This window comes from Thalassotalea mangrovi (genome assembly GCF_005116735.1).
Classification (GTDB): Bacteria; Pseudomonadota; Gammaproteobacteria; order Enterobacterales; family Alteromonadaceae; genus Thalassotalea_A; species Thalassotalea_A mangrovi.
In genome coordinates this window covers 21,687-45,196 of record NZ_SWDB01000022.1, presented here as the reverse complement: position 1 = coordinate 45,196, position 23,510 = coordinate 21,687, and the positions used below count along the sequence as shown (strand labels likewise).

Below are 23,510 nucleotides of genomic sequence, written 5' to 3'. Positions count from 1 at the left end.
ATTTGCAATATAGATTTCATTAATATAGTCATTCTATATTAATGAAATATAGGGCCGTAAATGGGCCTCTGACAAACTCCCTAGGGGTGAGTTTTAAAGGCGTTTATACGGCGTTACTGATTTTGGCTGATTTTGATAATGTAACGACCATTCTCTGCAATCAAAGCCTTGTCTAAAAGCCTTTAAATTCTCACTGAGTGGGAAAACACTTAGTGGTCTTGGTATTAAATCGATATTCCGGGATTTTGAGACGAGAAAGAGGGAGGTGGAAGGTGGAAAGTGGGAGTCAGCTTTATTGGTTAGTTAGCTTAGACTGCTTAAGAACTTTTCCTTTACCCTTATGTTTTGCAAAAAATCAAGGGGTCAGAGTTGTTGAAAATCAACAACTCTGACCCCTTGATTGAAACAGGGCGAAATGATGTTATCAAGGCTTGAGGGAGTATAGTAGTTGCTGTGCCTGTTGTTGCTGCGCTGAGTTACCAAGCTTCATCACATTTTTCAGGATCACTGCTGCGTTATCCTCATCTCCGATCTCAATATAAACCTGAGCCAAGTCGAGCTTGGCATTAACGCCATGTTTATCATCGTCGACATTAACCGGATTTACATTTTGGGTAAATTCCGGAAATTCATCGAGCCCGACATCGATCTTTCCTTCCTGATAAGGTTCTATATCGTCATCGGCCAGTTCGTTTTCAGCAATAATCTCTTCAATCTCGACAAAATCATCCGTTTGCGTTGAAATCGCCTTAGGTTCGTTATCCTGGCGCAGTGGCGTTGATACCGATTTTGTCGGTTGATAGCTCACATGCTCGGACTCACTGGAAATCTCTTGTAACAACTTATCAAACTCGACATCGTCAAAGTCATCGATTTCTCGTAATTGTTGTGGCGTTATTTCCTCATCAACGTCATGTAACGCATCCGAATGCAGCTTTGCCGGTTTAACACGAGAATCCTCATCGACCATATCGTCAATGATATGCTCCATGTTCAGATCGTTATCGAGCGTATCATTCGCCTGATTTTTCACTAAATCAGTCAGCCTGTCTGCTTCGCGTCCCGCTTCAGAGTCAAAATACGTATCTTTGATATCTGCTTTGGCAAATGCATCAGCGATCGCATCATTTGCCTTACTCTGCTCAGTCGTGTCAACCGCTTTACTCTGCGTATCAGTTGTCGCTTTTGACTCCAGGTCTTTGCTTTGCTCAGCATCAAACAATACCGACGCAGGTTTTAAAACCTGCTGTGTTTTATCGACTTTACTGGAAAGCGTATCGGCCTTTAGCGATGATGCAGTTTTGGTCGTTGCTTTGTTAACTTTCTGGTTGTTACTGGTTTTGACAGGCTGCGCAGCTTTCTCACCGCTTTGCAGACCTGGTTTTAACGCCAACAGTTCCTGCTCGACACGGCGGCGGCGATACACCAGTACCGTAAGCACTGACACTAAAATAAACAATAACGCGATCACGCTCCAGTACGCCGCAGGACTATTGAACATCCCCTGGCTCTGTTTTTTTATCGCCTCTTGTTCACGTAACAGCCTTTGCTCACGTTTTTTTGCCTGGGCCAGCAGCGTACTTTGCTGCTCCAGCTTTTTATCTAATTCTGCCTGGGTCTGTTTAGAACGTTCCAGCTCATACTGCAGGTCATCAAGCTTTTCACCAACGGCTGCCAGGCTTTCTTCAACCTCTCGATTGGACACTGAAGGTTCAGCGGCCTGACTCATCGCCAGCATCTGTGACTCAGTTGTATCTGACGCGTGCAAATCACTATCTGAATCGGCCATCTCAGGTTGCTTTTCAACAACAGGCGACTGAACGACTTGAGTCTTTTGTGCGGCTTGCAATGGCTGCGTACTCGCGGCTTCAACATCCGATTGAGCATCAGTGGTTATCATCGCACCTGAGCGTTTTAGCTGCTTTGACGGCTTAGCTATCACCGCCTGGTTATTAGCAGGTGCAGATATTGCCTCTTCGCTACCGGTAACTTTGGTCTTACTGACAATGGCCTGGTTAATTTTGCTCAGGCTGGCATCAGCATTTTTCTGACGGTGAAAAGGTACAACCTGGTTTATTTCCTCAAGACTGGGAATTCTCAGGTACTGGCCCTGAATCAGGGCATTAATATCGTTGTTGACAAACGCATTGGGATTGGTGTTAAACAAGGCGACCATCACCTGATAATTCGTTACGGAATCATCTGGACGATAGGCATTGGCAATTTTCCACAACGTATCTGAAGCCTTGATAGGCCCATATGTGGATTTGTCGTCTCCCACAAAAACATCCGAATTGTTACCACTGGCAACGTCCGACTGAGCAAAAGCTAAACCTAGCGGAACGATTAATGTTGTGGCAAGTAATCCGGGAATCAGTGAGGACTTAAATATTGAGTTGCGATAAATAGCCATGAATGAGGTCCTTCCTTTCACGTTTATCAAAACAATTTAAACCGTGGATTAGCGCTATTAGTTTTTATCATCGAATAATATATCGTAGTTGAGGTTAAGATACCAGAGGCGGTTGTCTTTTCTCGGTTAACTTTGTTTAAATTTTTCAAGGTGTTGAAAAAACAGGCTGACGGCCCTGAAATCAACAGAATCGTTAGCGCTGACTTACCCCTTGGTGCTTGAATTATTCTGGTTATGGAAAGATAAAAGCCAGAGCAAGCTGGCCCTGGCTTTGTAAGATGAGCGTTGTTGACGGCAATTTAAATTAACCGAGATACTCTTTAATCAATAATTCAGCAATCTGCACAGAATTAGTGGCGGCACCTTTGCGGACATTGTCAGCGACAATCCACATATTAATGCCATTCGGGTGAGAAATATCTTCACGGATCCTTCCCACGTAGGTTTCATCCTGACCACTGGCATCGCCAACCTGTGTCGGGAAGTCCTCATCGTTTTCACACACAACAACCCCGGGAGCCTGCGCCAGTAATGCCTTCACTTCCTCAGCAGAAGTCTGTTGTCTGGTTTCTATATGCAGGGCTTCACCATGACCATAAAATACCGGCACACGCACTGCCGTTGGGTTAACCAGGACACTTTCATCGCCGAGTATCTTCTTAGTTTCCCAGACCATTTTCATTTCTTCACGGGTGTAACCGTTATCTTCAAATGAGTCGATTTGCGGAATGACGTTAAAGGCAATCTGACGACTGAATGCTTTGGCTTCCACCGGTTTTCCGGACAATAACGCCGCACATTGCTTGGCAAGTTCTTCGATAGCCGTTTTACCAGCGCCGGAAACAGACTGGTAGGTGGCGACATTGATACGCTCGATTCCCACGGCATCATAAATAGGCTTAAGGGCAACCAGCATCTGGATGGTAGAACAGTTTGGATTGGCAATGATATTACGATTGCGGTAATCGGCCAATGCCTGTGGGTTGACTTCTGGCACTACTAATGGAATGTCGTCGTCATAGCGGAATTGCGAGGTATTATCGATTACCACACAGCCAGCATCGGCAGCGATGGGAGCAAACTTCGCTGAAGTAGCACCGCCCGCAGAGAAAAAGGCGATTTGCGCCTGCGAAAAGTCAAACTCATCGGCATCCAGTACTTCGATACTTTTACCGTTAAATTCAATTAGCTCACCAGCACTGCGACTACTGGCTAACGGATATAATGTATTAACCGGAAAATTTCTTTGCTCAAGAATTTCCATCATGTGCTTGCCGACTAATCCGGTTGCTCCCAGAACAACGACATCAAATTTTTGTCCCATGTTGTTTTCCATACCTGTTTTTTACTATGTTCTTGAAAATTGGATCGAGAACCCCAGCGACTTTAGCATGTCTGGTACTAAAGAGTCGCGCGCTGACAGATTCAACGCACTGAACTCCCGTCTCACCGGATAGTTTTTACGTATTGCATCAAAGCCCTTTTTCAGTAGTTGCTGCCGGAAAATCTGGTCATCGCGACGTACGTCATAAACCTGAAACACGCGACGATAAATCTCTTCCATTGTCGCGGGAAGACCGCTCTTAGGTGTCTGCTCAGAACGGAGGATAAAATCTCCAGCGGGCATAAACTGGTGCAATTCGAGCTTTGACTCTAACCCTGTCAGGTGACATAATGCCTGATATAGCATTTCAGTTCCACGAGATTTTCCTTCCAGGCTATAGCCAGCAATATGTGCCGTTGCAACCTGGCAATATTCGATTAGCTCAACTAACACGTTCGGTTCATTTTCCCAGACATCCAGCACCAATTGTGGGCCACCCCCAGCAAGCTTTTGCTGCAACAACGCCTGGTTATCGACGACTTCGCCGCGACAGGCATTAATCAAAATTTGTTGCGGGGATAAGTTTTTGATCACCGACTCATCAAACAAATGGAAGGTGGGATATTCGCCATCCCGGGTCAGGGGTACATGCAGGGAAATCGCATCGCATGTCAGTATTTCGGAAAACTCGACAAATTCGCGATCGTCAGTAGTAGCCAATAACGGGTCATACAACTTGTAGGGTACCTTTAAGGCGGCAAGTTTACGAGCTAATGCCGAGCCGGTATTTCCAGCACCGACGATGCCGACAGTGAAATCATTGATATTGGCCTGCATTCGCTGACAAATCACCAGCAATGCACTGATGACATATTCGCCTACGGAAGTGGCATTACAGCCTGGTGCCGAGGCAAAACTGATGTTGCGGCTCAGCAAGTAATCGGTATCAATATGGTCAACGCCTATGGTTGCAGTGCCAACAAACTGAATTCGATGATTCGCACTTAACAATTTTTCATCCACCCGGGTAATGGAGCGAACCAGCAGAACATCGGCGTCAGCGATCGTTTCGGCATCGACATCCCGGCCGGAAAATGACTTTAAGTTGCCAAATCCGGCAAAAAACTCGCTGGCAAAAGGGATGTTTTCATCAAAATAAATATTCATAAAAAAGTCAGGGCACAAGAACTATGCCCCATAAATTAGGGCTCATAACGTATTAACAATTATTTTACCCTGCAATGCCCGGATAGCCAACCAAAGCCGCCGAAGTTACTATACGAAGTTGTGATCCGTGGCAGCGATCCTGCTGCCTTCCTTTGAGTTATAAAATTCAGATACGCTATAGTTGAAGAATGATTCCCACCTCGATAATGATTTGGAGAGCTCCTTGGCCACCATCACCTGCTATGGCGCCGCCCAGGAGGTAACAGGATCCTGTCACCTCCTGCATACAGATAACCTATCGATATTATTCGATTGTGGATTGCATCAGGGAGGCCGGGTCAGGCGACACCTGGAAGCGGACCCGTTTAAATTCAATCCGGCGGCGATTGATGCGGTCGTTTTATCTCACGCTCATCTCGATCATAGTGGCCGCCTTCCGGCTTTAGTGCACGAAGGGTTTAACGGCCCCATTTACTGCACCCATGCGACAGCGCAACTATTACCGGTTATGCTCCATGACGCCTTTAGTCTCTATCAAAGTGACCTGAAACGCCTCAATCGCAAGCATCAGCGTCAAGGCAAGCCATTAATCAGCGAGCGATACAGTTATGAAGATATTCAGACGGTATTGACGCTATGCAAACCGAAAGCATTTAAAGAGCCTTTTACCATCAACAAGCACATTAACGTCACCTTGTTTGATGCCGGGCACATACTCGGTTCGGCCATCACCAAAGCAACCTTTACTGAGCGCGGCGCCAGTAAAACATTGGTGTACAGTGGTGATTTAGGAAAACATGACACCTTACTGATGAATGATCCGCAAGTGCTCGAACACGCGGATGTGGTAATGATGGAAGGCACATATGGCGATCGCGATCATCGCGATTTAACCGACACCCTGTCTCAGTTCAAAAGTATCCTGAACGAAGCATACCAGCGTAAAGGTAATGCGTTACTGCCGGCATTTGCGGTAGGCCGAACCCAGGAACTGCTGCTCTATCTTGGCAAATTGCAGCATAGCGGCGAACTCGATGACTGGACTATCTTTCTTGACAGCCCAATGGCAATTGAAGTTACCCGTATTTATGACCAATGGCTCACAACGCTGGACTGCGAGGGCATGGAGTCATTGTCCGATGGTGATGCCACCCTGTTAAAAAACTTTATTTCCTCACTGCACCTGACCATTGAGCCTGAGCATTCGATGGCGATCAATAATATTCGCAACCGTGCGCTCATTATTGCCGGCAGCGGCATGTGCACTGGCGGGCGCATCACCCATCACATTCGTCACCGAATATGGGACAAACGCAATACCATTATTTTTGTCGGCTACCAGGCACAAGGTACACCCGGACGGGCCTTGGTAGATGGGGTAAAAAGTATTCGCTTATTTGGTGAAGATTTGCAGGTCAATGCCAGTGTCGAAACCCTGGGAGGGTTCTCAGCTCATGCCGGACAGCAAGAGTTAGTGAATTGGTTAGCTAACTTTAAACCCAAACCTCGGGTGTTGCTGGTACATGGTGAAGCCGATGCGTTAGATGTGCTCAGTGAACAAATCTGGCAACAATTGGATATTTGTAGTGAGATCCCTTTCCCGGGACAAATGCTGGCATTTTGAAGATCAAAAAAAGCCAGACGTCGTCTGGCTTTTTAACTCAGTGCAGCACAACCTATTACTGATACTTTTTCAGTACCAGCGTTGAGTTAGTTCCACCGAAACCAAAGCTGTTAGACATTGCCATGTTGATTTCAGCCGGTTTTGCCTCGGCGATAATATTCAAGCCTTCAGCCTGCTCATCTAAAGTTTCAATGTTTACCGAAGGTGCAACGAAGCCATGCTCCATCATTAGCATGGTGTAGATAGCTTCGTGTACGCCGGCCGCACCAAGCGCGTGGCCTGTCATTGCTTTGGTAGCGCTAATCATTGGCGAGTCGTTACCGAACACTTCCTGGATCGCACCAAGCTCTTTCACATCACCAACCGGCGTCGATGTACCGTGAGTGTTCAGGTAATCCACTTTACCTTCAACTCCGTGCATTGCCTGTTGCATGCAACGAACCGCGCCTTCACCACTCGGAGCTACCATGTCGTAACCGTCAGAGGTTGCACCGTAACCAACGATTTCAGCATAAATGTGAGCACCGCGCGCCAAAGCATGTTCTAACTCTTCAACAACAACCATACCGCCGCCGCCAGAGATCACGAAGCCATCGCGGTTTGCATCATAGGTACGAGACGCTTTTTCTGGCGTGTCATTATATTTGGTTGAAAGGGCACCCATGCCATCAAACATCATCGCCAGGGACCAATCAACTTCTTCACCACCACCAGCAAAAACAATGTCCTGTTTGCCTAACTGGATAAGCTCTGCCGCATGACCAATACAATGCGCCGACGTTGCACAGGCAGAACTGATTGAATAGTTCACACCAAGAATTTTAAATGGTGTTGCCAGACACGCCGAACAGGTGCTGGACATAGTTTTAGGAACGGCATAAGGACCTACACGCTTAACGCCTTTTTCACGAAGGGTGTCGGTAGATTTAATAACATTCGCCGATGAAGCACCGCCGGAGCCGGCAACCAGGCCAGTGCGGTAATTAGAAACCTGATCATCGCTTAACTTCGCATCTTTAATGGCTTCTTCCATGGCGATATATGCATAACCTGCAGCATCACCCATAAAGCGCATCACTTTACGATCGATATGATCAGCAACATCAATATTTGGCTTACCCCAAACCTGAGAGCGCAATCCCATTTCTGCAAAACTTTCCGAGCGACTGATACCACTCTTGCCGTTTTTCAGTGAGTCTAAAACTTCTTCTGCGTTATTGCCGATACTGGACACAATGCCCATACCTGTAATCACTACTCGTTTCATTCTTGTTCAACCATTTTGATCTGTTAATTGTCGGCTATGATACTATGAATATCAGAGCATCTGGTCTATCCAGTGTACGACTGTACGCTCAATTAAAGCGGTGTCAAGTGAACTGTTTGCTTTTCTCTGGATAGCAGGTCTGTGACAAGGTAAAATTTGCCAACCACAATAGTGATTCTGTGACCCTTTAATCCGTTACCTGAAAAGCACAATTTTCCTGAATCTGAGAGTGAAATCCTTGAGCAAAAATAACCTCCCGACTAGCAAAAATGCATCGGTATTAAAAAAACCGGACATTGATAAGCAGTCGCTTAAAACTGCACAAATCGAATTTGACAACAATGGCCTGCCCTATTCAAGTCAATTCGACGATATTTACTTTGATTATCAGGATGGTTGCTCACAAAGTGTACAGGTGTTCATTGAAGGCAATGATTTGGATCGCCAATGGCTTGAATACAGTGCCGATAAATCCAGTCCATTTGTGATTGCCGAAACCGGTTTTGGCACCGGCTTAAACTTTTTTCTCACCCTCAAACGCTTTGAGAGTTTTATTGCCAGTCACAACCCAGACTGGACGTTGCGCTTTATTAGCACTGAAAAATATCCGATGACCGCAGATGACCTGAACCAGGCACTGCAATTATTTCCTGAGTTCGATGTCTACCGCCAGGAGTTTCTTTCACAATACCAGCTGAGTGAGAGTAAACAGGTATTAAATATCCGCATGCTGGATAACAAGGTTGATCTGCAAATTCACTTGCAGGATGCTACGGCGGCATTTGCTAGCCTGGAGCCAAAGTCATTTGCCCACGTCGATGCCTGGTTTTTAGATGGATTTGCGCCTAAAAAGAACCCTGAGATGTGGCACCAGGGATTGTTTATGCAATTAGCCCGGTTATCAAAACCGGGCACCACGTTAGCGACTTTTACCGTCGCCGGTATTGTGCGCCGGGGCCTGGAAAAGCAAGGGTTTGCCGTAACCCGGAAAAAACACCAGCAATACAAGTCCCAGACGCTGGTCGCCTCCTACACTGGCTTTCCCAAAGCCGACAACATCAACGGATACAAGCGTCGAACTTCACCGAACAAGCCGCAACATGTCACCATCATAGGTGGTGGACTTGCCAGCGCCTGTGCCGCTTACTCCCTGGTAAAGCGAGGTATTAAAGTCAATGTATTTTGTCAGGACAAAGAGCTGGCCCAGGGCGCTTCAGCCAATGCGATTGGTGCCATTTATCCATTATTGCATCAGCAAAAAGATGAAATCAGTGAGTTTTATCAGGCCGGTTTTAATGTTGCCAAAAACTTTTACCAGCAACTGATTTCACAAGGTTTTAATTACACCCATGGCTTTGACGGCCTGATCGAAGTCGCCTACAAAGACGCGTTAAAGGAACGACTACAAATTTTTGAAAAAAAGCCGGTGTGGCCTGAAGAACTGGTTTCGGTCATTGATGCTGCACAGGTTAATCGATTATCTGGCATGGACATTAATCAGCCGGGCCTGTGGATACCGGAAGCTGGCTGGGTATCGCCCCCGGAGTTAGTAAAAGCCATCTTTACCGCCGCTGGTCAACTCGGACAATGCAAAGTTAAATATAACACCAAGGTAGAATCTATCGAAAAAATGGCGACTGGCCGATTCCTGCTGACAACCAACAAAGGACAGAAACAGATCCAGACACTGGTATTATGTACTGGCGCTGATACGGTAAATTTAGCCATTGCCGATGAATTACCGTTATCGATAGTGAGGGGGCAAGTCAGTCAACTACAGGCAACCACAGCCAGCAAACCATTAAAAACGGTTATCTGTCACAAAGGTTACCTGACACCAACGGTCAATGAATTGCATTGCATTGGCGCCACCTTTGATAAAAAAGATAGTGATACCTCCACCAGAAACGCCGATAACCGCTATAACTTTGAGACCCTGACCCGCTTGCTGGGTAATATTGGCAACTGGCAACTCGAAGATATTAAAGATGCCAAAGCCAGGCTGCGCTGTTGCACACCGGATCATCTACCTATGGTGGGTGCGATGCCGGACATTGCAGGCCATAAAAAGGCTTACCAGCACCTGGGTAAAGATAAAAACTGGCGATTTGAGCAATCCCCACCTGTGGTTGAGGGGCTGTATGTGATGACAGGCATGGGCGCAAGAGGCTTATGTAGTGCTCCGTTGCTTGCGGAAATACTGGCCTGTGAACTGGTTAACGAAACCTATCCGGTTAGCGCCGAACAGCTATTTCAGCTGGCGCCGAATCGGTTTATTATCCGGGATCTGATTCGCAGCAAAGCTGGCTAGGGACAACCTGTCCCCAGACCGAGTTGGCAAAACGAGTAAATACACTCACTTACCAGGCGTGTATTGAGCGGGAGGCCAGCAGCCCCTAATTTAACTCAGAATCGACCCAGAATCGGGTACCTTTAACGGTAGCCTGCAATGCCAGCCCGGTTTCAGTAAACGTATAAACGGTGACATCACCAAAATAAGCTTCCCCTTCAACCGATGCTCCTTTATCGGCGGCAACGGCAGTTGCATCGGCATTGCCGCCGAAGGTCCAGCCATTGTTAACGAAATGCTCCATGGCTTGCTGGGTATGGAAGACCATTACAATGCGATAGTCCTTAGCCCCCATGCCGAAACCCACGCCACCTTCGGCCATATTCATATAGGTATGACGCTGGCTGTTCAAATCCTTTACCACACCGTAACCGGTGCCGGCAGAGACGATAAATAAATTAAGATTCGCATTACTGAATACGCCGTAGCCTTTGCTACCCTCTACGACTTTACGACTGTATGGCTTTTCTTTAAATAATTGGGTTAGCACGTCATTTTTCATGCTCAGGATTTTTTGTTGTTTTTCCTGTTTAGTCCCCTCGCCCATTGATGCACAGGCGCTAAGCATTAAAGCAGCAGCCAGCCAAAGCAATCGATTCATCGTCTTCATAACCTTCCCTCGCTAATGTTTTTGGTTATACCAATCACATTAAGTTTGTGCACAACTCAGAGTTAGGGCAGAGGTTCAGTTACAACAAAGATTTCATTGATATAGTCATTCTATATTAATGAAATATAGGGAAGTAAATGGGCCTCTGATAAACTCCCTATGGGTGAGTTTTAAAGGCGTTTATCCTGCGTTACTGATTTTGACAATGGAGTAACCATTCTCTGCAATCAAAGCCTTGTCTAAAAGCCTTTAAATTCTCACTGAGTGAGCAATAATTTAATGTAGTTGGTATTATATTGCCTTGAAAACGTTAACAAAAGCAAGGTTGGATTTGCTGCCAGAAGTTATCAACGATAACCTTATCTTGTGGGGTTAGTTCACTTCGTGCCGCATGCAATTCTGCACTGACCCGATCGGCAAGTTCAGCGGTTAACGGTTGTTCCTCATCACTGGCGTCATTGGCAGCAATCAGGATAAAGCCTCTTACGTAACTGCTGGCAAACAACAAATCAGCATCATCGTGCTCAATTAAGCCATCGAAGTAATCACACAGCTGCTCTAAGTTGTTAATATTGTTCATCATCTCATGTTTTCTGTTATGTAGATTGTAAAAATAAAGCGTCAGGCATCAAGCAGGCCAGGGCTGGCTACCGGATATAACACCTGATCATGAAAACCGGTAATCACCGGTAAATAGCCACTAAGTTCGGCGTCAAGCGATGGATCGCCACTATCCACTATCAGCGGCCGCTGTTCCAGAGCCTGCAACTTTCGCTTGGTCGCAACAATCAATATGTTGTCTTTACCAATGGCACGAATCACTCGCGGGCTGAGCTGTTGATTGCCGCGGCCTAATATATGCCCCTGGCCGCCAATCACGGTAATAACCAATTTCACTTGCTGATCCTGCCCCTTGGCGTTAGCGATTGCCTGATACAGAATTTGCTCGGTAACATCCTGGGCAAGCAGTTCCTGCTCCTGCACCAAATCAACACCTAACAGGGTATTGTCCAGCGCCATTTCCTGCATCACTGCTGCTACGGTAGAGCCTGAGCCCATCACAAACAGTTCTTCATCCATTTGTTCAATGACGTGGGCGGCGATGTCCATCAATACCAGTTCATCGGTTTCCTTCCCGCCCGATTTAACCGCCTGTATATATTGCAAATGACTGGGTACTCTCATCTCTCCATAACGCCTGGCTTTAACAACGCCCTGGCGAAAGGCCGTTTCATCGATGTCCATGACATCAGCATCTAAAAAACTAACCAGTTGGTTATTCAGCATTTCTTCAACCACCCGACCGGCAGCGGTTGGCGTCAGCGCATAAACCCCGGAATGTATTTTCACCCCGGCCGGAATACCAAGCACAGGAAAAAAACCCTGTACTTTTGCGCAGACATTGCGGGCGGTACCATCACCACCAGCAAACAATAATAAGTCCACCTGTTGATGCTGTAATGCACTTACCAGAGCCTCGGTGTCAGATGCTGTCGATACGTCACCTTCATAGTAATGTATGACCTGTACGTTAAACCCCAGCGCCCGAGCGGTATCTTCACCCATGTCCGCTTTGCCGGTGAAAATAGTGATCTTGTCTTTGTACGGCGTCAGGACTTCCAGCGCCAGCCGGGCTCGTAAGTTTGATTTAGGCTCCGCCCCTAATGCCTTTGCCTGGTTGGCAATATCCTCGCCATCACTGCCTTTAAAGGCCACGCTGCCACCAATGCCCGCAATAGGATTGACTAAAAAACCTAATTTAAACATAACATGCGGTCTCCAGTGGTGACGTTGGTGCATCGGCTACCGGCCTGTCCGGATTTTGATCCCGGTTGCCTTCAGCTTGTGCTGTGCAATCCTTCAACACAAATTGATTAATCTGTAATTTATTATCCCGGTCATAGAATTGCTGTAACGCGGTAATAAATTGTTGTGCCCGTTTTGGAAAACCGCAGCGTAAATATTCCCCTACCTGATGATAAACCTTTGCTTTAAAGGCAGCACGATCAACGTCGATGCCGCTAAGGTTGTCTGCGGACACATTGAATTTAAATCCCGCAGCCACGCAAAATGCCCACTCAATCGCCTGGGGCTTGATTTCGACTTGTTCAAATTCAGCCTGTTGTTGTGCATTACGGCCATCGGGTGCATACCAGTAGCCAAAATCTTCCAATAATCGGCGCTCCTTGCCAGCAATACACCAATGAGCGATCTCGTGCAGGGCGCTGGCATAAAAGCCATGCGCAAACTTAATGCGATGATAAGGATACTGGTTGTTGGCCGGCAAATAGACAGGCTCATCTTCACCACGAACTAACAGGGTGTTTTCAGACTCGGAAAACTGGTGATTAAAGATCGCGATCAAATCGTCTATATCGTGTTTCATCGGAAGTTTTGCGTTATCGGGGTATGGAAAAGTTGCGGCTATTTTAACGGCAGCACCGAACTATCTCAATCTCGAGTAACGATTTGGTAAAATTAAACCCTTTAAAGGCCAACCTGTTATCAGTTATATTTAGCTTTTCGCTAACTCTAACGAGATGGAAACCCGATGAAAAAACTCGATGAGGTGGATCAACAAATCCTCACCTTACTGTACAGGGATGCAGATATTACCAATAAAGAATTAGCCAAAAAAATTGGTATTGCTCCGTCAACCTGCCTGGAGCGGGTGAAACGAATGAAGTCCGCCAATGTTATCCGCCATTCAGTCATTGACGTTAACTATCAAACGTTGGGTGGTAACATACAGGCTATTGCGGCTATTCAGTTGCAACCTTATTCCGAGCAAATCGTCAACGAACTGCGTGATGAACTGCTCAGGCTTCCGGAAATCATCAGTATGTTTCACATGGGCGGCGCGTTTGATTTTTATATCCATATGTCGGTCAAGGATACCGAACATTTACGCCGTTTTGTGTTTGAGGCGATCACCTCCAGAGAAGAAGTCACTAACGTCGAGACCTCGCTGGTATTCGAGCATAGTCGTAGTCCGGTAATGCCAAACTTCAATCCTTAGCCTTTCAGTTTGACAAATTAACCGCATTATCTGCGCCAAAGCCTGACCCCATTTCAGGTTCAAAGGCTCATGACAACGGGTAAGGGCTTATTTCCAGTCCTTGTTTAAGCATTTTCGGGGTAATGAAGTAACGGGTTCGAGCACAATTTCGAGTTAGCTCCTGCCAGTCATTGACGGCACATTCCAGTCGCACATAAGCGCAGGTCGGTAAATGTTCGATATGCTCCGTGGATAAATAATCATGGAGCTCAGTAAATGCCGGGTTATGCCCGACTAACAGCGCCTGGTCGATCGTTTCTGGTAGCGCCTGACAATAATCGAGCGCTTCGCCCCAATCGAATGTATATAACGATGAATCAATACTGACTGAGGCTAACTGACTGGCGCTAATCAACCGCTCCATTCCCGGTTCAAAGTGATGTTCACTGATTAATTGCAGGGTTCGTTTCGCGCGGATGGCTGTCGAACAATATGCGTGCTCGAAACAACAGCCTACGCCCATTAGTGCCGGAGCCATTAACTGACAATCATCAATGCCCCGCTGATTCAACGGCCGTTGTTGATCATCGAGATGCGGGTCATCCCAGCTGGATTTGGCGTGACGTAACAGGTGTAAGGTTTTCATGGGCAACTGAACCAGACATTAGACTTAAGGTCTAGTTCATAGAGCTCTAAGCTGCAAGCTTCAAGCGGTAAGTAAGAGCAACTTAAAGCTTACAGCTTTCGTCTTACAGCTTACAGCTTACAGCTTACAGCTACGAGTTTATTGATACGGATTAAACAATTCTTCTTTTTTAGGCGAGATTTCCAGATAGAGTTGATCTGCCCGTTCCCGCGCACGTTTAATCTGATCCCGGGACAGTTTCTGCGAATCAAGCTCCATGCTTTTCTCAGCCGGTTTATAACCATTGAATGCTGCGACACGATTCCAGACATAGGACATTTCCAAATCCTTAGTTACCCCCAGGCCATCAAAATACAGTAACGCCAGGTTAAACTGAGCCAGCGCATAGTTACGCTTAGCCGCCTGCTCGTACCACATGGCGGCATTGTGATAGCTCTGGGTAGTACCACTGCCATGTTGAAACATCACGCCGAGATTAAACTGAGCTGCAGGCAAATCTTTTTCTGCTGCCCGTTTGGTGTAAATAAATGCCTTCCTTGCATCCTTGTCGACACCTTTGCCATCGGCATACATCTGCGCCAATGCAAATTGCGCTTCTGGAACACTACGCCCGGCAGCTCTCTCGTATAATTTAAATGCCCGTTCTAAATCGCGATTGACACCGAAGCCATTTTCATAAAGCACGCCCTGCTGGTACAAAGCCGGTGGAAAACCTAACATCACCAAAGGCTTCAATTCTTCGATGGCTAATTCAAACTCGCCTCGATTCATATAATCAACCGCTTCTTCATATCCTGCATATGCAGGTGAAATCAGAGATAATGCCAGCATGCCACCGGCAGTCAGTGCAGCGATTTTTTTTAATTTCACAGCCATAGTCATACTCCCTAAGCAATCACCATAATCGCTAAGTTCGATACTCAGGCCACCGGCTGTATCGGTGACCTGCAATTAATAACCCAATCATACTCAGAAATTCGGCGGTGGGCAAAACTCACGTTTTATTGATACGATCATAAAGCACAATCGACCCGGCAACTGATACATTCAGGCTATAGTTACCTGGTAACTTCAATAGGCGATGGCACTTTTTCATGACGTCACGGGTAAGGCCGGATTGTTCATTGCCGAGTAAATAAACACAACGGTGAGGGTGTTTAAAATCTGCAATATCGATGGCTGACTGCTCTAACTCAACTCCGACTAATTGCGTGTCGTAGGGAAGGTGCTCGATCAAATCATCAATATCCTGGTAATGAAACAGAGGGATTTTTTGCCAGGCATTAACCACGTCAGAGGTTTGTTTCTTGTATTTGTGACCCAACGTGAAAATAAAGGAAGCCCCCAAAATATAAGCACTGCGCCATAAAGTCCCGATATTCTCTGGATCTTTCTGGTTAACAATACCGATACCAAAAAAGCCATCTTGTGGGTAAGTTTGTTTTAACCGGGCCATACACTCTCATCTGACACAAATATTGCCACGTCACTGAAATGGATATCCTGCACTTGTGTAAGTTACCAATCCAGTTAAGCCAACCGCGAATCAGGCTCTGAAAAAGTAAAGCAGGCCGAAGCCTGCTTTACATTACTTTAAACTGTCGAAGAAATTCTTCACACCATCAAAGAAGCCTTGCTCCTTGGGACGGTAGCGGGCAGCATCTTTTCCTGTGCCCATGCTCTCTTCGAGCTTTTCCAGTAGCTCGCGCTGTTCTGCGGTTAAGTTAACTGGCGTTTCCACCACAACTTTACACATTAAGTCGCCCGTAACAGAGCTGCGTACCGATTTCACCCCTTTACCGCGCAAACGGAACATCTTGCCAGTCTGCGTTTCCTGAGGAATTTTCAGTTTAACCTTGCCTTCCAGGGTCGGCACTTCGATTTCACCGCCGAGCGCTGCGGTTGTGAAACCAATCGGTACCTCACAATATAGATGGTTCTCGTCACGAACAAAAATATCATGATCGCGCACGTTTACCTGTACATATAAATCACCCGCCGGAGCGCCATGTTCACCAGCTTCGCCTTCGCCATTAAGACGAATACGATCACCGGTATCAACACCTGCAGGAATCTTCGCGGACAGAGTCTTGGTCTTTCTGACCCGACCTTCACCATGACAGGAGTTACATGGATCTTTAATCACTTTGCCGCTACCAGAACAGGTTGGACAGGTTTGCTGCACGGCAAACAGGCCCTGACGCATTTGCACCTGACCATGACCGTGACAGGTTGAACAGGTTGATGCTGACGAGCCTGGTTTAGCACCACTGCCGTTACAAGGTTCACAACTCACATAGGTCGGAACTTTCAACTCAACCGTTTTGCCTTTAACCGCTTCCTCCAGACTCATGTCCAGGTTGTAGCGCAAGTCGGCACCTCGACGCGCGCGGGACTGACCACCACGGCCGCGACCACCGCCAAAGATATCACCGAACACATCGCCAAATATATCACCAAAATCAGCACCGCCGCCAAAACCACCAGGGCCCTGACCTTGCTCAAACGCCGCATGACCGTATTGATCATAAGCTGCCCGTTTTTGGCTGTCGTTCAGCACTTCATAGGCTTCTTTAACCTGCTTGAATTGCTCTTCCTTTTCCTTATCGCCCTTGGTTCGATCCGGATGGAATTTCATCGCCAGCCGCTTATAGGCTTTTTTAATATCGCGCTCAGATGCATCCTTGGCGACACCCAGCACTTCGTAATAATCAGTTTTTGCCATAGTCTTGTTTACTGCATGATTGAATGAAATAAAGCGCCTGTAGTGAAGCGCTTTATTTATTGGCTAAATGTTGGCACCTGAAATCGATTCAGGTGCCTGCAAAGTTAATTACTTTTTATCGTCTTTAACTTCTTCAAACTCAGCATCGACAACGTCATCGGCTGGTTTGGCTTGCTCAGCATCACCTTGCGGCGCTTCACCGGCCTGGGCCTGAGCTTTCGCCTGGGCGATTTCCATCAACTTAGCTGAAGCTTCGATAACCGCCTGAGATTTCGCATCAATGGCTTCTTTATCTTCGCCTTTAATCACACCTTCAAGCTCGGCAACAGCCGCTTCGATTTTCTCTTTGTCTTCCGCTGGTAAGTCATCGCCAGCTTCTTCAACCTGCTTACGTGTAGCGTGGACAAGGCCATCGGCCTGGTTACGAGCTGTTACCAGTTCTTCGAACTTGGCATCCGCATCCGCATTCGCTTCTGCGTCACGCACCATTTGCTCGACTTCGTCATCGGACAGACCAGAAGAAGCTTTGATAGTGATCTTCTGTTCTTTACCTGTGTTCTTGTCTTTCGCAGTTACGTGCAAGATACCATCGGCATCGATATCGAAAGTTACTTCGATTTGCGGCATACCACGCGGCGCCGGGTCGATACCTTCCAGGTTGAACTGACCAAGTGATTTGTTCAGGGACGCTTGCTTACGCTCACCCTGAACCACGTGAACCGTTACCGCTGACTGATTATCTTCCGCCGTTGAAAACACCTGCGACTGTTTGGTCGGAATCGTAGTGTTCTTTTCAATAACCTTAGTCATAACGCCACCCATGGTCTCAATACCCAGAGACAGAGGCGTTACGTCAAGTAACAATACATCAGTAACGTCACCCGCAAGGACACCAGCCTGAACGGCAGCACCAGAAGCTACAGCTTCATCTGGGTTAACATCCTTACGCGGCTCTTTGCCGAAGAAGTCTGTTACCGTTTTTTGTACTAATGGCATACGAGTCTGACCGCCCACCAATAGTACGTCAGTGATATCTGAAGTGGATAAGTCCGCATCCTGAAGAGCCATTTTCAGTGGTTCTAAAGTCGCTTTCACCATATCTTCCACTAAAGATTCCAACTTAGCACGGGTTACCTTGATGTTCATGTGCTTAGGACCTGAAGCATCTGCGGTAATGTACGGAAGGTTTACGTCCGTTTGCTGTGCTGATGACAATTCACACTTAGCTTTTTCTGCGGCTTCTTTCAAACGCTGCATCGCCAGTGGGTCTTTGGTCAGATCCATACCTTGTTCTTTCTTGAACTCTTCAACTAGGTAGTTGATCAGACGGTTGTCAAAGTCTTCACCACCTAAGTGGGTGTCACCATTGGTTGCCAGTACTTCAAAGGTGTGCTCACCTTCAACTTCATCGATTTCAATAATAGAGATATCGAACGTACCACCACCAAGGTCGTAAACCGCTACGACACGGTCACCTTTTTGCTTATCCATGCCGTATGCAAGAGCAGCGGCTGTTGGTTCGTTGATAATACGCTTGACGTCCAGACCAGCAATGCGACCCGCATCTTTTGTTGCCTGACGTTGTGAGTCATTAAAGTATGCTGGTACAGTAATTACCGCTTCAGTAACTTTCTCACCAAGGAAGTCTTCTGCGGTTTTCTTCATTTTCTTCAGAACTTCAGCAGAAACCTGTGGTGGTGCCATTTTTTCGCCTTTGGCTTCAACCCAGGCATCGCCGTTGTCTGCTTTTACGATACCGAAAGGCATGATATCGATGTCGCGTTGAACTTCTTTATCTTCATAACGACGACCGATAAGACGCTTAATCGCAAATAACGTATTTTCAGGGTTAGTAACGGCCTGACGTTTGGCTGGCTGGCCCACTAACGTCTCGCCTTCTGCGGTGTATGCAATGATAGAAGGGGTAGTACGATCACCCTCTGCGTTCTCGATTACACGAACTTTATCGCCATCCAGAACAGCAACACATGAGTTAGTAGTCCCTAGGTCAATACCTATAATTTTGCCCATCTTGAGGATCTCCGAAAAACATAAAATATGATAATGATTTTGATACTTCTCTTAGTGGGGGGAGGAGAATGCTTTTTCAATGCGGAAATAGAAAAAAAATGAAAAAAAGCGAATAAACCGGAAAAAAAATATTCATGACTGACCAAATTGTCATTAATTAACCCAATTCTTAGGGTTGGTTAGCCATTGGCGTCGGAAAATTTCTCCATAATTTCGACGATCTGAGCTTCACAGGCGATAAATTTAGGAACCAACTCCGGGTCAAAATGTTTACCGGCCTCGTTCTGTAAATACTCAAAAGTCTTTTCCAGCGACCATGCCGATTTATAAGGCCTTTCCGAAGTCAAGGCGTCGAACACATCGGCAATAGCAACAATCCTGGCGCTTAGCGGAATCGCATCCCCGATGGTGCCATGGGGATAACCACTACCATCATATTTTTCATGATGATATAAGGTAATTTCCCGGGCCATTTGCAAAAGCTCTGACGGGTGATCACCAATAATATCGGCTCCGTATTGCACATGCCTTTGCATTTCCTGCCACTCATCCTGGTCAAGCTTGCCGTTTTTCAACAGGATGCGATCTGGAATACCGATTTTGCCAACATCATGCATTGGCGCGGCGTTATAAAGCAGCTCTACCCAGTTGTCCGGAGCCTTAATTTTTTCTGCCAGAATTTTTGAGTAACGGCTCATGCGAATAACATGCATGCCGGTTTCGTTATCTTTGTACTCTGCCGCCCGACCGAGGCGGTTAATAATTTCCCGTCGGGTAAGCTCAATCTCCTGCGTACGCTCCCTGACCTTTAGTTCCAGTTCCCGTTGCTGGTTATAAAGAGCAAGGTGGGTTTTTACCCTGGCCAGGACAATAGGCACACTGACCGGCTTACTAATGTAGTCCACCGCTCCCAGCCCTAGTCCCATCTGCTCATCTTCAATTGAGGTTTTGGCGGTAATAAAAATGACCGGAATGTCGACAGTCAAAGGATTGGCTTTTAGTAACCGACAAACTTCATGGCCGTCCATATCTGGCATCATCACATCAAGCAGAATTAAATCTGGCTTTTCTGCAGACGCGACGATTTTCAGCGCTAAGGCACCAGACAGCGCCGCTTTCACACGATAATGCTGCTTTAGAATCCCATTGAGCACGTCAATGTTTTCAGGGTTATCATCAACAATTAATATTGTCGCCGTCGGCTCCATACGCATCTAATAGATTTAACTCATTGAATTAATCAATAATAGTTCAAGCGGCTGAGGTTCGAAAAAGTCCGGATAAAAAAAAGCAGGTCTGAAGACCTGCTTTTCGAAACTACCAGGAAAACTTAGGCTTTGGAAACCATTACCATGGCCGGACGCAGAAGACGTCCATTTAATTCGTAGCCTTTTTGCATAACCGCAATCACCGTATTCGGCTCAACACCTTCCACTTCCTGAATAGACATCGCCTGATGAAGTTCTGGATTAAATGGTTGGTCCTTCGGATCGACAACATTGACACCAAATTTGTCCAATGTCGTTAAAAAGCTTTGCAGAGTCAGCTCAATTCCTTCCAGCATCGCTTTATTGCTTTCGTCTTCTCTATCGATATTTTCAAGGCCACGCTCAAGGTTATCAACAACGACAAGCAACTCACCGGCAAATTTCTCCAATGCAAATTTCTTTGCTTTTTCAACGTCCTGTGCGGAACGACGACGAATATTGTCAACCTCGGCTTTGGCGCGAATCACTGAGTCTTTCTGGCCATCAATAGTAGCCTGCGCTGCTGCCAGCTTTTGCTCCAAATCAGCAATTTTCTGCTGTTCTTGACTTAGCTCTTCTACCACCTGCTCAACAGAATCTTGAGTTGCTGACTCCTGTTCGCTTGCAACCACGTCTTCGGTCACTGCTTCAGACTCGGCATTTTCCGGCTTTTCTGCTTGTTGTTTCACAGTCTCTTCGCTGTGATTGTTTGACTCTTTCGTCATTGAAAACTCCAATAAAACCTATAATGGTGCTAATTATGGGGATTGAAAATTCAGGATCAAGCCTTGGATTAAATAAAAATCTTGCTTTACACCGGGATTTTTTATGAGACACTGCCCTTTAAATCCGTCGGCCATAAATCGGCAACGTTTTTTTAACACCATGGCCGACAAGCTACGGCAACTTATTCGAATAAGCACGATATGACACAACAATACAAAACCATCGGACTGATTGGCAAACCTGACCACAATGGCGCGTTAGCCACGATTGAATCTTTACTGACTTTTTTTCAGGAAAAAGGCTATCAGGTATTTGTCGAAACCAAAGTTGCCCGACAGCTCAACGTAAAGTCAGCACAAACCCGTGACATAACAGAAATAGGCGAACTCGCCGACCTTGCGGTTGTCGTCGGCGGTGATGGTTACATGCTTGGTGCTGCTCGGGTCCTTGCCTGTTATAACATCGCGGTAGTTGGTGTTAACCGAGGAAACCTTGGCTTTTTGACCGATATCTCTCCGGATAACCTGTTTGCGCCATTAGAAGAAATTCTGCAAGGACGTTCTAAGACTGAGCACAGATTCTTAATACAGGCCGAAGTCTTCCGTCATGGTCAGCTCAAGAGTGCCAATAGCGCCGTTAATGAGGCGGTTCTCCATCCAGGCAAAGTCGCTTCGATGATGGAATTTGAAGTCTACCTTGATGACGTGTTTATGTTTTCCCAACGCTCTGATGGCCTGATTGTTTCAACCCCGACCGGTTCCACCGCCTACAGCATGTCGGCCGGAGGTTCGATTTTAACCCCGAATTTAAATGCCCTCACCTTAGTGCCAATGTTTCCTCACACGTTAACATCACGCCCCATTGTGGTTGACGGTGATTCAGAATTAAAGCTAGTCGTGGCCACCAATAACTCCGAAGACCTGCAGGTCAGTTGTGATGGCCATGTCATTTTAGCGGTAATGCCTGGCGATGAAATTATCATCAGGAAATGTGAGCAAACGCTGCGCCTGGTACACCCATTAGATCATGATTATTTTAATGTCCTCAGAAGCAAGCTAAGTTGGGGCAACCGGATTTATTGACGCTGGCTGCATCCAACTGGCGCGAATAGTGTTGCGGTAAAGATATACCAATTCGAGCTTTACAGCCCATCGGCAATCGCACAATAATAAGAGTGTGCTCCTTAATTCAAATCTGGCAATAAATGGCTGAAAAGAAAAGCTACAAAGGATGTAAAACCGCGTTAATGCTCACTGGTGGTGGTGCCCGTGCTGCCTATCAGGTAGGTGTGTTAAAAGCCATTGCCCGCTTTATGCCCCGCAATCATGGCATTCCCTTTCCGATTATTTGTGGTACTTCTGCCGGTGCGATTAATGCTACAACGATTGCCTGCTACGCGTCCTGTTTTCATCTGGGCGTTCGCAAACTTGAATGGATTTGGAACAACCTACATACCGGGCAGATCTATCACAGCACCGCTGGTGAAGTATTTGGTCATATCATTGCCGGCTTTTTCAGTAATTTTCAATCGCCACATGCCACTTTAAAATCATACAGCCTGTTAAATAATGAACCATTAAGAGAGCTACTCAACCAGGTGGTCGACTTTAAGCGCATCGATGTGAATATCATCAACAATTATCTGTCATCGATCGCTATCACCGCTTCAAGTTACTCCTGCGGTGATTCGATCAGTTTTTATCAGGCAGATAAGTCGATTGAACCCTGGCAACGAGCGAAACGGCGGGGCGAGCAATGTCAGCTCACTACTGAGCATCTAATGGCGTCCTCATCAATACCATTTATCTTTAGTCCGGTGCGAATTAACCAAAAATTCTATGGTGATGGTTCGGTAAATCAACTGTCACCACTCAGTCCCCCAATCCACCTCGGGGCGGAACGAATTTTTATCGTTGGTGTCGAGCAACCGGAACAAGAAGTGCCATTAAACCATTACCCGATAAACCTTGCTAAATTTCCAGCACCTACCTTTGCTACGGTTGCCGGCCACCTAATGGACACCGTCTTTGCGGAAACGATGAACAGTGATTTAGAGCGACTGCAACGAATTAATCATACGGTGCAGCTGATTGATGAAAGTAAACGAGACTCACAAACCTCGTTGCGAAATATCGATACCTTGCTGATTAACCCCAGTGAAAATTTTAATCGTATTGCGCAGCAACATTATGGTGAATTGAACTGGCCTCTGCGCCTGCTATTGCGTTTTATGGGGGCGACAAAAGATGCAGAATCGAGCTTAACGTCATACATCCTGTTCGAACAAAATTACTGCAAACGCCTGATTCAGGTCGGTTTTGAAGATGCGATGGAAAAAGAGCAGGAAATTCGCGAGTTTTTGGCTATCTGACAGAAAACCGT

General features: G+C 46.5%; 20 protein-coding genes. 5 read left to right on the top strand and 15 right to left on the bottom strand.

Features of this window, described 5'->3' with window-relative positions; all coding sequences use genetic code 11:
- Nucleotides 1-424 precede the first annotated feature (424 nt).
- The 3 genes from E8M12_RS09645 to E8M12_RS09635 all read right to left on the bottom strand — a co-directional run bounded on the left by E8M12_RS09645 (nt 425) and on the right by E8M12_RS09635 (nt 4,904).
- Nucleotides 425-2,413, bottom strand: coding sequence for a FimV/HubP family polar landmark protein (locus tag E8M12_RS09645; protein ID WP_136735948.1), 1,989 nt, complete (start codon nt 2,411-2,413; stop codon nt 425-427).
- A 304-nt stretch (nt 2,414-2,717) separates the two neighbouring features.
- Entirely contained in the window at nt 2,718-3,737 is a 1,020-nt protein-coding gene (locus E8M12_RS09640) for an aspartate-semialdehyde dehydrogenase (protein WP_136735947.1), read from the bottom strand.
- 24 nt (nt 3,738-3,761) lie between these two features.
- Entirely contained in the window at nt 3,762-4,904 is a 1,143-nt protein-coding gene (locus E8M12_RS09635; RefSeq protein ID WP_136735946.1) for a 4-phosphoerythronate dehydrogenase, read from the bottom strand.
- Nucleotides 4,905-5,127: 223 nt separating this feature from the next.
- Here E8M12_RS09635 and E8M12_RS09630 point away from each other — a divergent pair, with 223 nt between their 5' ends.
- Nucleotides 5,128-6,528, top strand: coding sequence for an MBL fold metallo-hydrolase RNA specificity domain-containing protein (locus E8M12_RS09630; protein WP_136735945.1), 1,401 nt, complete (start codon nt 5,128-5,130; stop codon nt 6,526-6,528).
- A gap of 55 nt (nt 6,529-6,583) precedes the next feature.
- On the opposite strand, the gene fabB is transcribed toward E8M12_RS09630, so the two are convergent.
- The gene (fabB, locus tag E8M12_RS09625) at nt 6,584-7,795 is read right to left on the bottom strand and encodes a beta-ketoacyl-ACP synthase I (protein ID WP_136735944.1); all 1,212 of its coding nucleotides are present in this window, start codon (nt 7,793-7,795) and stop codon (nt 6,584-6,586) included.
- Between the two features lie 238 nt (nt 7,796-8,033).
- On the opposite strand from fabB, the gene mnmC reads away from it, so the two are divergent.
- Nucleotides 8,034-10,106, top strand: coding sequence for a bifunctional tRNA (5-methylaminomethyl-2-thiouridine)(34)-methyltransferase MnmC2/FAD-dependent 5-carboxymethylaminomethyl-2-thiouridine(34) oxidoreductase MnmC1 (mnmC, locus tag E8M12_RS09620; protein WP_169303102.1), 2,073 nt, complete (start codon nt 8,034-8,036; stop codon nt 10,104-10,106).
- Nucleotides 10,107-10,191: 85 nt separating this feature from the next.
- Here mnmC and E8M12_RS09615 read toward each other — a convergent pair whose 3' ends face one another.
- The 4 genes from E8M12_RS09615 to E8M12_RS09600 form a co-directional block, all read right to left on the bottom strand.
- Nucleotides 10,192-10,755: a lipid-binding SYLF domain-containing protein gene (locus E8M12_RS09615; protein ID WP_136735942.1), complete on the bottom strand. Its 564-nt coding sequence runs from the start codon at nt 10,753-10,755 to the stop codon at nt 10,192-10,194.
- Nucleotides 10,756-11,065: 310 nt separating this feature from the next.
- On the bottom strand, nt 11,066-11,338 hold the full coding sequence (locus E8M12_RS09610) for a YfcL family protein (protein WP_136735941.1): 273 nt from the start codon (nt 11,336-11,338) through the stop codon (nt 11,066-11,068).
- A gap of 38 nt (nt 11,339-11,376) precedes the next feature.
- Entirely contained in the window at nt 11,377-12,522 is a 1,146-nt protein-coding gene (locus E8M12_RS09605; protein WP_246034094.1) for an ATP-NAD kinase family protein, read from the bottom strand.
- On the bottom strand, nt 12,515-13,141 hold the full coding sequence (locus E8M12_RS09600; protein ID WP_136735939.1) for an elongation factor P hydroxylase: 627 nt from the start codon (nt 13,139-13,141) through the stop codon (nt 12,515-12,517). The genes E8M12_RS09605 and E8M12_RS09600 overlap by 8 nt, the downstream gene beginning before the upstream one ends.
- Nucleotides 13,142-13,306: 165 nt before the next feature.
- Between E8M12_RS09600 and E8M12_RS09595 the strand changes: the two genes are divergently transcribed.
- A complete protein-coding gene (locus E8M12_RS09595; RefSeq protein ID WP_136735938.1) occupies nt 13,307-13,774 on the top strand; it encodes an Lrp/AsnC family transcriptional regulator in 468 nt (155 codons plus the stop codon).
- A gap of 67 nt (nt 13,775-13,841) precedes the next feature.
- Here the strand turns inward: E8M12_RS09595 and E8M12_RS09590 are convergent, their stop codons facing one another.
- From E8M12_RS09590 to grpE, 7 genes are all read right to left on the bottom strand, one after another.
- Nucleotides 13,842-14,399, bottom strand: a complete 558-nt coding sequence (locus tag E8M12_RS09590; RefSeq protein ID WP_136735937.1) for a SixA phosphatase family protein — start codon at nt 14,397-14,399, stop codon at nt 13,842-13,844.
- A gap of 138 nt (nt 14,400-14,537) precedes the next feature.
- A complete protein-coding gene (locus E8M12_RS09585; protein ID WP_169303101.1) occupies nt 14,538-15,275 on the bottom strand; it encodes a tetratricopeptide repeat protein in 738 nt (245 codons plus the stop codon).
- A gap of 118 nt (nt 15,276-15,393) precedes the next feature.
- Nucleotides 15,394-15,855: an RNA methyltransferase gene (locus E8M12_RS09580; RefSeq protein ID WP_136735935.1), complete on the bottom strand. Its 462-nt coding sequence runs from the start codon at nt 15,853-15,855 to the stop codon at nt 15,394-15,396.
- 132 nt (nt 15,856-15,987) lie between these two features.
- On the bottom strand, nt 15,988-17,124 hold the full coding sequence (gene dnaJ, locus E8M12_RS09575) for a molecular chaperone DnaJ (protein ID WP_136735934.1): 1,137 nt from the start codon (nt 17,122-17,124) through the stop codon (nt 15,988-15,990).
- A 108-nt stretch (nt 17,125-17,232) separates the two neighbouring features.
- A complete protein-coding gene (gene dnaK, locus E8M12_RS09570; protein WP_136735933.1) occupies nt 17,233-19,155 on the bottom strand; it encodes a molecular chaperone DnaK in 1,923 nt (640 codons plus the stop codon).
- A 179-nt stretch (nt 19,156-19,334) separates the two neighbouring features.
- Nucleotides 19,335-20,369, bottom strand: coding sequence for a response regulator (locus E8M12_RS09565; RefSeq protein WP_136735932.1), 1,035 nt, complete (start codon nt 20,367-20,369; stop codon nt 19,335-19,337).
- A 116-nt stretch (nt 20,370-20,485) separates the two neighbouring features.
- Entirely contained in the window at nt 20,486-21,127 is a 642-nt protein-coding gene (gene grpE, locus E8M12_RS09560) for a nucleotide exchange factor GrpE (protein WP_136735931.1), read from the bottom strand.
- Between the two features lie 201 nt (nt 21,128-21,328).
- Between grpE and nadK the strand changes: the two genes are divergently transcribed.
- Nucleotides 21,329-22,210 (top strand): NAD(+) kinase, encoded by an 882-nt coding sequence (gene nadK, locus E8M12_RS09555; RefSeq protein WP_136735930.1) that lies wholly within the window; start codon nt 21,329-21,331, stop codon nt 22,208-22,210.
- A 122-nt stretch (nt 22,211-22,332) separates the two neighbouring features.
- Nucleotides 22,333-23,499, top strand: coding sequence for a patatin-like phospholipase family protein (locus E8M12_RS09550; protein WP_136735929.1), 1,167 nt, complete (start codon nt 22,333-22,335; stop codon nt 23,497-23,499).
- The last annotated feature ends 11 nt before the right edge of the window (nt 23,500-23,510 follow it).

Excerpts from the sequence above, each read along its gene's own strand:
- E8M12_RS09645 (WP_136735948.1), bottom strand. The coding sequence starts at position 2,413 with ATGGCTATTTATCGCAACTCAATATTTAAGTCCTCACTGATTCCCGGA.
- E8M12_RS09640 (WP_136735947.1), bottom strand. The coding sequence starts at position 3,737 with ATGGGACAAAAATTTGATGTCGTTGTTCTGGGAGCAACCGGATTAGTC.
- E8M12_RS09635 (WP_136735946.1), bottom strand. The coding sequence starts at position 4,904 with ATGAATATTTATTTTGATGAAAACATCCCTTTTGCCAGCGAGTTTTTT.
- fabB (WP_136735944.1), bottom strand. The coding sequence starts at position 7,795 with ATGAAACGAGTAGTGATTACAGGTATGGGCATTGTGTCCAGTATCGGC.
- E8M12_RS09615 (WP_136735942.1), bottom strand. The coding sequence starts at position 10,755 with ATGAAGACGATGAATCGATTGCTTTGGCTGGCTGCTGCTTTAATGCTT.
- E8M12_RS09610 (WP_136735941.1), bottom strand. The coding sequence starts at position 11,338 with ATGATGAACAATATTAACAACTTAGAGCAGCTGTGTGATTACTTCGAT.
- E8M12_RS09605 (WP_246034094.1), bottom strand. The coding sequence starts at position 12,522 with ATGTTTAAATTAGGTTTTTTAGTCAATCCTATTGCGGGCATTGGTGGC.
- E8M12_RS09600 (WP_136735939.1), bottom strand. The coding sequence starts at position 13,141 with ATGAAACACGATATAGACGATTTGATCGCGATCTTTAATCACCAGTTT.
- E8M12_RS09595 (WP_136735938.1), top strand. The coding sequence starts at position 13,307 with ATGAAAAAACTCGATGAGGTGGATCAACAAATCCTCACCTTACTGTAC.
- E8M12_RS09590 (WP_136735937.1), bottom strand. The coding sequence starts at position 14,399 with ATGAAAACCTTACACCTGTTACGTCACGCCAAATCCAGCTGGGATGAC.
- E8M12_RS09585 (WP_169303101.1), bottom strand. The coding sequence starts at position 15,275 with ATGGCTGTGAAATTAAAAAAAATCGCTGCACTGACTGCCGGTGGCATG.
- E8M12_RS09580 (WP_136735935.1), bottom strand. The coding sequence starts at position 15,855 with ATGGCCCGGTTAAAACAAACTTACCCACAAGATGGCTTTTTTGGTATC.
- dnaJ (WP_136735934.1), bottom strand. The coding sequence starts at position 17,124 with ATGGCAAAAACTGATTATTACGAAGTGCTGGGTGTCGCCAAGGATGCA.
- dnaK (WP_136735933.1), bottom strand. The coding sequence starts at position 19,155 with ATGGGCAAAATTATAGGTATTGACCTAGGGACTACTAACTCATGTGTT.
- E8M12_RS09565 (WP_136735932.1), bottom strand. The coding sequence starts at position 20,369 with ATGCGTATGGAGCCGACGGCGACAATATTAATTGTTGATGATAACCCT.
- grpE (WP_136735931.1), bottom strand. The coding sequence starts at position 21,127 with ATGACGAAAGAGTCAAACAATCACAGCGAAGAGACTGTGAAACAACAA.
- nadK (WP_136735930.1), top strand. The coding sequence starts at position 21,329 with ATGACACAACAATACAAAACCATCGGACTGATTGGCAAACCTGACCAC.
- E8M12_RS09550 (WP_136735929.1), top strand. The coding sequence starts at position 22,333 with ATGGCTGAAAAGAAAAGCTACAAAGGATGTAAAACCGCGTTAATGCTC.